This window comes from Paenibacillus sp. J45TS6 (assembly GCF_018403285.1).
In the GTDB taxonomy this organism is placed as follows: Bacteria; Bacillota; Bacilli; order Paenibacillales; family Paenibacillaceae; genus Paenibacillus.
Genome location: NZ_BOSJ01000026.1, coordinates 38765 through 49115, shown reverse-complemented (window position 1 = coordinate 49115; position 10351 = coordinate 38765). Strand labels below are relative to the sequence as shown.

Sequence of the window (10351 nt, the reverse complement as noted above, 5' to 3'; positions counted from 1 at the left end):
TCCTCCTTTGAATACCTTAATAATTTTACCCGGATAAAATAAGAAGTCAATATTACCCGGGTAAAATATGATTTATTATTTGTTATGGAGGGGTTAAGTGCAAAAGACACGGTCTAAGAGACACCCCTCAGCAAGAATAAAATTTTTATTGTCTTTCGGTTTTCTAGTGTAACGGACAAAACCACTCAAAATAAAAAAGATACAAGAGAGGTCTCTCGTATCTTTTATTCAGCAATCGCGCCCTTTAATGGAACAAAAAGATTTGAATTCCTGTTATAAAAAAAGGATCAATTTTGAACTCTCTCCCAAAGTTGATCCCTTAACGATTTAGAAATCCCTTTGAGAATGTTTATATACATTCAAGGTAACCAGCCAACTAATGACAATGATTCCTGAAAAAAGTAATAACAAATTACTATACAGATAAGTTGACTGATCAACTTCCATAGGTAACAACCTTTGATCAAGTAAGGGTATGGATAATAAACCACCTACAATTGCAATACCTGTTCCCTCTGATAAAAAGCTGGTAAAGTTAAGCAAACTCATTCCAGCACCAGCTTCCTGCTGTTTCAAGCTACTTGAAACAATTGTTGATATAACTGTTTTGGTGAACGAAAGCCCACCTAAAACAAATACGATTATAATTGTCATGAACCATGATGTTGTTTCTAAAAGAAAGGAAGCAGTTAAAAAGCTAACAGAAAGAAATGTAACTCCGATGTTTAACACGTATAAAGGACCTCTTCTATCAACAAGTATCCCACCAATGTAGCCGAAAATAATGACACTCATTGTTCCAGGGAAAATAATTACACTTCCGATTTCGGCAGTACTTAGCTGGTGAACATCTTTCATCATATAAGGAACCATAGAGACAAACCCTGCTACTGTTCCAAATATAATTCCCCCACAAAGAACTCCAATCATAAAAGGTATATTTTTCCCTAATCCGGGATCAACAAAAGGATCTGTTACTTTCCTGATATGTTTTACAAATATCAGGAATGACAGCACGCTAACGATAAGAAAAGAAATGCTATATGATGTTGTAAACAACATAAAAAATACAATGCCTACAGACATTAGTATAATTCCTTTGATATCAAAATGACCTTTTATCCTTACTTCTTTCTTTAATAATTTCATAAGAAACGGAACAGTGATAATTGTTATCATAGGAATGAGTAGAAGATAGGACCAATGAATATAATGGGCTATCATTCCACCAATCGCTGGACCGACTCCTTCTCCCATGGCTACTATCGATCCAATAAGACCAAATGCTTTACCCCTATTTTCCTTTGGAATATAGCGCGCAACTACAACCATTACGAGTGCTGGAAATGCAGCTGCACCAGCCCCTTGAATAAAACGAGCCATAATAAGTAAGGAAAAGAAAGAATGGCCAACAAACCCAATTACCGACCCGAAACAATTTATTATAATTCCAAATAGGAGTAACCTTTTGATGCCTAATTGATCAGATAGCTTTCCATATACAGCTGTTCCAATGGAAAAGGTTAACATAAAGGCTGTGTTCACCCAGTTTGTACTCGCAGGTGGTTTATTAAAATCATTTGCAATATCAGGTAATGAGACGTTCAAAACCATTTCATTTAATACGCTAAAAAAAGATAAAATGCAAAGCCAAATTAAAATTTGGTTGTGTCGTAAATTCGATTGTGAATAGGATGTATTCACATTTCACCCTCCAATAATGAGGGCAGACGTAGTTTATAGGGTTAATGATACGCTTCCCTCTTTTAATTGAACCCTGTTACATTCATTACACTTCATAATTAATTCCTCCTAAACTTGATTAAAACATTTTACCACATATAAACTAAGTTTTAAATTCAGTATTTCATCACTTATACAACAATATGGCCCGTTTGTTGAACTACTCTTTAATAAAATAATTTTTCCGTTCCCAATTCCACATTGCAATAATAGAAAATCCATCTTCATCGGCTTTTTCGTCATCATCTGTATGAATCAAATCGCCTTCTTCTGTGTCATCAAGGTTTAATTTTTTATGTATTTCTTTTAACAAACCACCATAGGAGATTAACCTTTTACGGTGTAAACCTTCCTCCAAATCAGACAAACGTTTCAAATTCTTTTCTTCATCATCGGTCATAAAATCCGTATCCTTTACAGGATATTTTGCAGTTTCGTCAATTGCCGATTGTATATCCGATTTATATTTATTTTTCGGTCGAATCATTTGAACTTTTACATTTGGATCATAGTCTAATTTCATTGCCTTTTTCCAAAATTGAATCCATTGTTTTTGATTCACGTAGTTTTCTGTATTCTTAAAATAAGTTGGTTCCACACATACCAATACATGCATGTGCTGATTATAAGAATTATCTTTATTATTTATTGTCACTTCCGTTGCACGCATAAAACCAACAAGATTTTTATTAATTTTTTTATATTGCATCATTCGGCGAAATCCTTGAGCCATATCTGACAAACTCTTATTTAATTCTTCGCCATCATAAACATTTTTAACTGTTAATGTGAGAAACAACCAACGAACTGTTGGCTTTTGTTTAATAACTTCAGCAACAACCTTTTGTGACTGAATGCCATGTTTCATTGCTCTCCTCCAGTTGCACATTGGACAAAGCCTGGATTTACAAAACCACACTCGATACAACTTTCTTTCGCCTGTTTCACGATTTTGTTTATACTCTAATATTTCAGCACAATCTTTTACTCTTTCAGCCTTTTTAAATTCAAGAATATGCAGAAGTTCAAAGTAATCAACATTAGCGATTTTCTTTTCTCTCCATGGTCTCACTTTTCCACTTTTTGTCTTGTCCACTAAAACCCTTGATTTTTCATCTGAATAAATGCTACTATTAGGACACATAATATTAAAAGAAACCCCCATATCTACAGAGCGGTTGCTTTTTCTTTAATATTGGGCAGAATAGTTCATATCCTTTAAATAGAAAAAGGACTCCACATCCCCAATGTGAAGAGCCCTTTTGTTTATAAAGTAGTGGCAGCTGTAATTACTTTTAGGTTACAAAATCACCCTGTTCTTTCAACTAGCTTAATAACGGTGGTTCTTTACGACTCACATGGTCTAAGTTCGGCACCTAGCATTTACAAGAAGAGCACTCTTAATAATATCCTTTTGAAGCTATAGCAACTGCACTAAAATATAGATTTCTTTTTTCATACTCTTGGTTTTCCGGACTTAATTCTTCTAAAAATTCTACTGAATTCATCTCATCTTCAGTGAGCGCACTTGGTCTCCAAAATGACAGCTGAAGGTCTTTAAAAGTATAACACACTCCCATTTCAGCCTCTTCATTTCTAAAATAAGGTGTTTTTTCGTCGATCTTCTCTACTAAGCTGTTGGCTTTCGTCTTAAATACATCAATTCCATCGTAGAGTAATTGAAGATCAAACTCATCAAACGGATTACTTATTTCTATAAATTTCAATTTATCATTTTCATCATACTCGCATCTGCTAATCAGATTTTCAAGATAGCCACCATCCTTTAAGATCTCATGAACTTCTGATTGGCTCATTCCTAATTTTACAGTACCAATCCCGATAAAGGGTGAGATAATCATTATATTCTCCATTAAAACTGCCTCTCCCATCAATATTAAAATAAATTCTTAGATAATTTATACAAACCAAAAATAAGCCACTATAATTCACTAATTTATCTTATATAAATTTATCGGTTTGTATGGGGAATTTAATCCACAAGCTTAGAAAAAAATCTATTTTTAGGTAATCAATAGTATTATATAAGAATTACCTATTAAATTAAAGAACCTCTCATTATAAAGAGAGGTTCTTTAATTTTTGATTATTTGATTGGAATATTAAAATATTGATGTGCGTAGAAGAGGGCATCAGACAACGCATATCTATATTTATTAGCCAGAGTACCGTAACCTCCACCAGGATCAGCTATCTTTTTAAGATTATCAACTGTGAAATTTAACAGCTCCTGATATTGTTTGTTCTTCAAATATTGAAGCTCTTTAGCACGATAGTTTTGTGCTTCAGTACTATTCGCATGGTTTGGCGTCAATTTATGATCTTTTGTTAACATTCTCATTGCGGGACCCGCATATGAACTTAGACCTACACTTTTTAATGCTGCAGAAGAAACAATATGGTGTCTCTCACCACCCATTGCAGCCATTTTACCATAGTGTCCACCTGAAAAATGGTATCTTACTTGATTATATTTACCTTTGTTTGAATAGTTATAAGTACTACCACTATCTTTAACTGTAATATCATAAATATAAGCTTCAGCAACAGCTACTGGGGCAGCATTCCAAGTGAAGACCTTTCCTGTATTAGCCTTAGTCTTGCTGAATCCTGAAACCGTTCCTTTTTGCCAAGTAGTTCCGTTTAGTGTCTGTCGTTCTACATCACCGGTTATTGAATCAACTGCATTACCTTGAAGAATTGAAAGGGTAACGAAAAATCCCGCAGAGGTAGTTAAATAGGTCATTTTCCAAGTACTATCTGGACGAACAGCAAAAGGGGATACTAGACTTTCAGGACTTGAAAACAAATAGTATTCATCCAATACATACTCTGGTTCAGGTTCTCCATGCTCCCATCAAGCAGCTCATGCAGAAAAAAAAGCATCATGATTCCGCGTTGCTTCATCATCATGCAAGGGATTACTTAGCATAAACGGAGAAGGAGAGCAGGAAAAGGAGAGAACCGGCATACGCCGGTTCTTTTTTATTGGAAAGATTTTTCTCCCTTTTGCCTTCCGCATGGTAACCCGCTGCAAAGCCTACTAAGTTTCCGGAAGGCCGAGCCTCCGGCTTCGCCCCTCAACCTCCCGGAAACCAAGTAGGCGGGCATACGGTCAAGGGGCAACAAAACTTTTTCTTCCTATTTGGAAAAGAAGAAGCGGAAGAAAAACTTTGGTGTGCTGATCCCTTGACCGCCTGCCATTGCACGGGTTCCCAAGCATGCGTCAAAAGGGAAAAAAATTCCCCTTTGGGGAAGCCAGCCATGCGGCAGGCAACGTTCTAAAAAATCTCTTTTGACACCTAAAACCTTAAACAGAAAGGAGGTGAGGAATTGCAAAATGAAACCATTGTCCTGCTTGCCGTGATCGCGGCATTTTTACAAGTAATTGTACAGTTTCTCGGCGTTGTGAAGGCATTCATTGAATGGCTTACGGCTAGAAATAAAGGGAAGGGCTCCGACCGTTCGCGTCGGTCGAAGCCCAAGAAACCTAAATAACTAGCCGTAAAGAAACAAGAGTAAGGGGTTTTGACAACCCTTACTCTCCCATATTAACACAAAATTCCAGTTTGTTAAAGGGAGGACAAGTCTAATGGAAATGTTACTTTTGATTCTCATTTTGTTTTCAATTTTCCTTCAGTCCATTACATTCCTGCTTCAGTGGTCTACGAATAAATACAATGACCGTAAGTAAAACCCAGGTGGCAGCAACCACTAAGGTTGCTGCCATACCTACACTTTAGATTCAGGAGCAGGAGGTAATGAAATGAAAACTCATAAACTCAAAATAGTAGCGGCACTTACGGTGTGTCATGGCATTTATAAAAAAGCGTTGTTTGTATTTAACGAACAGCCTGTGAAAATACATTTTCTAACGATGGACGAGTACAGGGAAATGGTAGCTACTCTTTCGCCCGCTAGAGTCCGTGAGTGGGCAGGGATGCTTAGAAAAGTAGATGAAAGAAAGCCGATCTATTACTGCATTTGGACGGTGAGAGTGAATGAATATCACCTGATAACGAACAAGATTCAAGAGCTAATCGATGCGGTCATAAGCGAGAGTTTGGCAACTTTTGAAATGGATATTTCTTCGATTGAAGTTCGCGAAGAGCGAGAAGCAAATTAATCCGCTAAGCCGGGTTTCTCCCGGCACAGAGAGGAGACTTTGACCATGGCAATGAAGAAATCGGTATATGAAATTGTGACGGAACGGATTTTAGAACTGCTCGCGGCGGGTGTCGTGCCGTGGCGCAGACCGTGGGTCGTTAGTGGCGCGGTAAACTGGATATCGCAGCGGCCCTACCGGGGGATTAATACACTGTTATTGCCGCCGGGAGAGTACGCCACTTATAAGCAGATTACGGAAGCTGGGGGCAGTGTCAAAGGCGCGAAGTCTCAAATCGTTGTTTTCTGGCGCTGGTTAGAAAAAGAAGATGCGGATACCGGAGAAGCTGAAAAAATACCGATGCTTCGCTATTACCGGGTGTTTGATATAAAGGATTGCAAGGGCATAAAAAGCAAGCGGAAGGAGGTCAGTTTTGACCATGATCCTATTGCTGAAGCGGAAGCTATTGTAGACGGATATGCAGACGCTCCGCCTATCGGCTTCGCGTCAGGACGGGCTTATTATATGCCATCTCCAGACAGGGTCAGTGTTCCGCCTTTACAAGACTATCCAAAAGCAGAGGAGTATTATTCGACCTTATTTCATGAACTCATACACAGTAGCGGGCATCAGAGCCGTTTAAACCGGCCAGGCATTGAGGAATACGCCGCCTTTGGCGATGAAAACTATTCAAAGGAAGAACTTATAGCCGAGATTGGAGCAGCTATGCTTTGCGCTACATGCGGCATTGATAATAGCACCATCGAGAACAGCGCCGCTTATATTCAGTCATGGCACCGAAAACTTAAAAATGATCCAACGTTAATTGTAAAGGCCGCAGGACAAGCCCAAAAGGCGACAGATTATATATTAGGTACGACTTTTGACGAAGCAAATGGGGACTGAGAGGTAGGGGCTTTGCCCCTACGAATTGAGTTTCGCCAGGGGGATTCCTCCCCCTGGACCCCCTCTTCATTTAAATAAAATGCACTACTTCTTTTCCTTTTCTCGCTTCGCAGCTTTTATTAGTTCAAGATTTATTTTTGCAGTAGCCCACTGGATTAATGTGGGGATGGCAGTGCTAACGAGTTTATCCATAGATCCGAACCGTTTTCCTGTAAAGGGGCATATGTACTGGTCTTTTACTTCTACAATTACATTTTCCGCTTGGTTAGGATAGAGAACTCGAAACATTGACTCTTTTGCGGCATCTATGATGTCAGATGATAGTTGTTCATCCGTGCGGTCTAGATAAGTGTCCCAACATTCTTCAGCTAGAGGGCGAGGATAGGAGATGGGAATACGCTGCGTTTCCCATTCAGGTCTTAGGGTAACATCAGGCTGTTTTTTCATTTTATCTTTTAAAAAGGCAGCTACAGTCTTACCGGAATCTTCAATTTCTGTCCATTCTTCTGTGGTTAGCGTTAAGGAAACTTTTTTGGTAATTCCTTGAGAGGGACGGCCAACAGGGCGCGGATCATGAGTCTCGTTCACAAGTTTCACTCCTTATCTTTTGAGTAACTTTAATTATTATAATATAGGTTACTTAAATGATCGTCTTTAAAAAGTTTAGAGCAATAGCACTAGGTATATCCTTTTTTCGGATCTGGTTTCAACCTGGGCTTGGTTTTAACCAAGCCTTAAATAAATGGAGGTTTGAGGAAGCTTTTAAGGGATCTAGCTCTACCAGGGGGAACGATCTTGTTTCAGCTGGAGGTGCTTATTTTAAAGCAAGATAGAGACTTCACAGAAACAGAAAGATGTTAGGGCTGATGCTACCCGCTCTAAGGCGGCAAGACCACCCGTCTAAGAGCGGCTACGCACCGCTGCAGGGTTACTTAGGCCGATAACAAGAGCGCCTAACCCGGGAAACAAAGCATCCCGGATAAGGCGCTCTATGTTCCTGTCCTTCGCTTTACACCCCGCACGGAGCCAAGATCAAGGGCGCTTTGATGCGCCTCAGGGGAGATATGACAGCATAATGATAACGCTACGCTGTATCATTACAAGGCAATTTATAGTCGAAAACTTCTTAACCCAATTCTAAAACAGTAAGGATGAAGAAAGATGCGCTTAGGAGGGGTTTGATTTGATCGAAAAAAACAGGGACTGTATTGAACAAGCTAGAAAGCAGCTTAATGCCTTGGCTAAGGAATACAATAACGATTTTCAACATCCGGTTGTAATAAAGCAATCGATGCTATTAGAGGGGTCCCGAGCGCCTACGAGGAATTTGTATCGATAAGAAATAGATTTAAAAATTTCGCTGTTATTTTGTACATTTAACTTGACGGTGACATCTCTCTATTGTGAGTTATTAGTGGTACAGTTTTCAACCGTTTTAATTATAAAAAAGTGGTGCATTTTTAAATTGGCACAAACAGGTAACGGTTATTGCAGGTGTATTTCTTATCTATGGGTTTAACATGGATTTTATCATTAAAATCATGAGTATTGTCCGAGAGTGATTGGTCTTGCGTATGGTTAACCCTAAAGTTATGGAAATAAGACTTAGAAGCAAACTTAAGAGTGTGTTGATAGTGCATTATCTTAAAATTTTGTATAATAGGAATTGAAGTTAAATTAGATGCTAAAAATTTGTAATTAAGAAGGAGGGATTCGTCATGTTGGTATTCCAAATGCGTAATGTAGATAAAACATCTATTGTTTTGAAACAGACTAAAAACAGTGATTACGCAGATAAATAAATACGTTAGATTAATTCCTACCAGTAACTAATCTTATGACTTTTTAAACAGATAACTAAAATTACAAACAAATCGTTTAACTTCTGTATTTATTTATAGATGTAATCACTTCAGGAGTGATTACATGAACAAAAATATAAAATATTCTCAAAACTTTTTAACGAGTGAAAAAGTACTCAACCAAATAATAAAACAATTGAATTTAAAAGAAACCGATACCGTTTACGAAATTGGAACAGGTAAAGGGCATTTAACGACGAAACTGGCTAAAATAAGTAAACAGGTAACGTCTATTGAATTAGACAGTCATCTATTCAACTTATCGTCAGAAAAATTAAAACTGAACATTCGTGTCACTTTAATTCACCAAGATATTCTACAGTTTCAATTCCCTAACAAACAGAGGTATAAAATTGTTGGGAATATTCCTTACCATTTAAGCACACAAATTATTAAAAAAGTGGTTTTTGAAAGCCATGCGTCTGACATCTATCTGATTGTTGAAGAAGGATTCTACAAGCGTACCTTGGATATTCACCGAACACTAGGGTTGCTCTTGCACACTCAAGTCTCGATTCAGCAATTGCTTAAGCTGCCAGCGGAATGCTTTCATCCTAAACCAAAAGTAAACAGTGTCTTAATAAAACTTACCCGCCATACCACAGATGTTCCAGATAAATATTGGAAGCTATATACGTACTTTGTTTCAAAATGGGTCAATCGAGAATATCGTCAACTGTTTACTAAAAATCAGTTTCATCAAGCAATGAAACACGCCAAAGTAAACAATTTAAGTACCGTTACTTATGAGCAAGTATTGTCTATTTTTAATAGTTATCTATTATTTAACGGGAGGAAATAATTCTATGAGTCGCTTTTGTAAATTTGAAAAGTTACACGTTACTAAAGGGAATGTAGATAAATTATTAGGTATACTACTGACAGCTTCCAAGGAGCTAAAGAGGTCCCTAGCGCCTACGGGGAATTTGTATCGATAAGGAATAGATTTAAAAATTTCGCTGTTATTTTGTACAATAAGGATAAATTTGAATGGTACCATAAACGACCGTTTATGGTACCTTTTCATTTTCCTGCTTTTTCTAAATGTTTTTTAAGTAAATCAAGTACCAAAATCCGTTCCTTTTTCATAGTTCCTATATAGTTATACTTAATGAGTTATGGTACATTTAAATTATAAAATTAAGGAGGTTTTTTTATGATTTTTGGCTATGCTCGAGTGAGTACGGATGATCAAAATCTTAGTTTACAAATTGATGCACTTACTCATTATGGAATTGATAAATTATTTCAAGAAAAAGTAACTGGTGCGAAAAAAGACCGACCGCAATTAGAAGAAATGATCAACCTACTACGTGAAGGAGATTCTGTTGTCATTTACAAGTTAGATCGAATTTCACGATCAACTAAACATTTGATTGAACTTTCTGAATTATTTGAAGAACTTAGTGTCAATTTTATATCTATTCAAGATAACGTAGATACTTCAACGTCTATGGGAAGATTCTTTTTCCGAGTTATGGCTAGTTTAGCAGAACTGGAACGGGATATTATTATTGAACGAACTAACTCTGGTCTTAAGGCAGCCAGAGTCCGAGGAAAAAAAGGGGGCCGTCCAAGTAAAGGTAAGCTATCAATTGATTTAGCTTTAAAAATGTATGACAGCAAAGAGTATTCTATTCGTCAAATTCTTGATGCCTCTAAATTAAGCAAAACAACCTTTTACCGTTACCTCAATAAAAGGAATGCTTAAGAT

Annotated in this window: 13 protein-coding genes and 1 pseudogene; 8 read left to right on the top strand and 6 right to left on the bottom strand. The window is 37.3% G+C overall.

What is annotated here, in order from left to right:
- Positions 1–327: 327 nt before the first annotated feature.
- From tet(L) to KJS58_RS23120, 5 genes are all read right to left on the bottom strand, one after another.
- A complete protein-coding gene (gene tet(L), locus KJS58_RS23140) occupies positions 328–1704 on the bottom strand; it encodes a tetracycline efflux MFS transporter Tet(L) (RefSeq protein WP_001574277.1) in 1377 nt (458 codons plus the stop codon).
- 33 nt (positions 1705–1737) lie between these two features.
- A complete protein-coding gene (locus tag KJS58_RS25835) occupies positions 1738–1800 on the bottom strand; it encodes a tetracycline resistance efflux system leader peptide (protein ID WP_012779615.1) in 63 nt (20 codons plus the stop codon).
- 103 nt (positions 1801–1903) lie between these two features.
- A complete protein-coding gene (locus tag KJS58_RS23130) occupies positions 1904–2887 on the bottom strand; it encodes a protein rep (protein WP_000336291.1) in 984 nt (327 codons plus the stop codon).
- A gap of 256 nt (positions 2888–3143) precedes the next feature.
- Positions 3144–3617 (bottom strand): hypothetical protein, encoded by a 474-nt coding sequence (locus tag KJS58_RS23125; RefSeq protein ID WP_213535853.1) that lies wholly within the window; start codon positions 3615–3617, stop codon positions 3144–3146.
- A 233-nt stretch (positions 3618–3850) separates the two neighbouring features.
- Positions 3851–4588 carry a hypothetical protein gene (locus KJS58_RS23120; protein WP_202032978.1) on the bottom strand — a complete coding sequence of 246 codons (738 nt, stop codon included), beginning with the start codon at positions 4586–4588 and terminating at the stop codon, positions 3851–3853.
- A gap of 509 nt (positions 4589–5097) precedes the next feature.
- Here KJS58_RS23120 and KJS58_RS23115 point away from each other — a divergent pair.
- The 3 genes from KJS58_RS23115 (at position 5098) to KJS58_RS23105 (ending at position 6775) form a co-directional block, all read left to right on the top strand.
- Positions 5098–5262, top strand: coding sequence for a hypothetical protein (locus KJS58_RS23115; protein ID WP_213535845.1), 165 nt, complete (start codon positions 5098–5100; stop codon positions 5260–5262).
- Positions 5263–5530: 268 nt separating this feature from the next.
- The gene (locus tag KJS58_RS23110; protein WP_202032976.1) at positions 5531–5890 is read left to right on the top strand and encodes a hypothetical protein; all 360 of its coding nucleotides are present in this window, start codon (positions 5531–5533) and stop codon (positions 5888–5890) included.
- 45 nt (positions 5891–5935) lie between these two features.
- Positions 5936–6775, top strand: coding sequence for an ArdC family protein (locus KJS58_RS23105; protein ID WP_306433114.1), 840 nt, complete (start codon positions 5936–5938; stop codon positions 6773–6775).
- 84 nt (positions 6776–6859) lie between these two features.
- Here KJS58_RS23105 and KJS58_RS23100 read toward each other — a convergent pair whose 3' ends face one another.
- Entirely contained in the window at positions 6860–7363 is a 504-nt protein-coding gene (locus KJS58_RS23100) for a hypothetical protein (RefSeq protein ID WP_191805298.1), read from the bottom strand.
- Between the two features lie 595 nt (positions 7364–7958).
- Between KJS58_RS23100 and KJS58_RS23095 the strand changes: the two genes are divergently transcribed.
- From KJS58_RS23095 to KJS58_RS23080, 5 genes and pseudogenes are all read left to right on the top strand, one after another.
- On the top strand, positions 7959–8114 hold the full coding sequence (locus KJS58_RS23095) for a Spo0E family sporulation regulatory protein-aspartic acid phosphatase (protein ID WP_202032974.1): 156 nt from the start codon (positions 7959–7961) through the stop codon (positions 8112–8114).
- A 247-nt stretch (positions 8115–8361) separates the two neighbouring features.
- A pseudogene (locus KJS58_RS25695) lies at positions 8362–8445 on the top strand (MLS leader peptide); the annotation flags it as partial.
- 48 nt (positions 8446–8493) lie between these two features.
- On the top strand, positions 8494–8577 hold the full coding sequence (locus KJS58_RS23090) for a 23S rRNA methyltransferase attenuator leader peptide ErmL (RefSeq protein WP_033602770.1): 84 nt from the start codon (positions 8494–8496) through the stop codon (positions 8575–8577).
- Between the two features lie 124 nt (positions 8578–8701).
- A complete protein-coding gene (gene erm(B) / locus KJS58_RS23085) occupies positions 8702–9439 on the top strand; it encodes a 23S rRNA (adenine(2058)-N(6))-methyltransferase Erm(B) (protein ID WP_001038790.1) in 738 nt (245 codons plus the stop codon).
- A gap of 354 nt (positions 9440–9793) precedes the next feature.
- Entirely contained in the window at positions 9794–10348 is a 555-nt protein-coding gene (locus KJS58_RS23080) for a recombinase family protein (RefSeq protein WP_000576156.1), read from the top strand.
- Positions 10349–10351 lie beyond the last annotated feature (3 nt).

What these genes read in the sequence shown, in the direction of transcription:
- KJS58_RS23105 (WP_306433114.1), top strand. Translation starts at nt 5,936, where the DNA reads ATGGCAATGAAGAAATCGGTATATGAAATTGTGACGGAACGGATTTTA.
- KJS58_RS23090 (WP_033602770.1), top strand. Translation starts at nt 8,494, where the DNA reads ATGTTGGTATTCCAAATGCGTAATGTAGATAAAACATCTATTGTTTTG.
- KJS58_RS23110 (WP_202032976.1), top strand. Translation starts at nt 5,531, where the DNA reads ATGAAAACTCATAAACTCAAAATAGTAGCGGCACTTACGGTGTGTCAT.
- KJS58_RS23080 (WP_000576156.1), top strand. Translation starts at nt 9,794, where the DNA reads ATGATTTTTGGCTATGCTCGAGTGAGTACGGATGATCAAAATCTTAGT.
- KJS58_RS23130 (WP_000336291.1), bottom strand. Translation starts at nt 2,887, where the DNA reads ATGTGTCCTAATAGTAGCATTTATTCAGATGAAAAATCAAGGGTTTTA.
- KJS58_RS23125 (WP_213535853.1), bottom strand. Translation starts at nt 3,617, where the DNA reads ATGGAGAATATAATGATTATCTCACCCTTTATCGGGATTGGTACTGTA.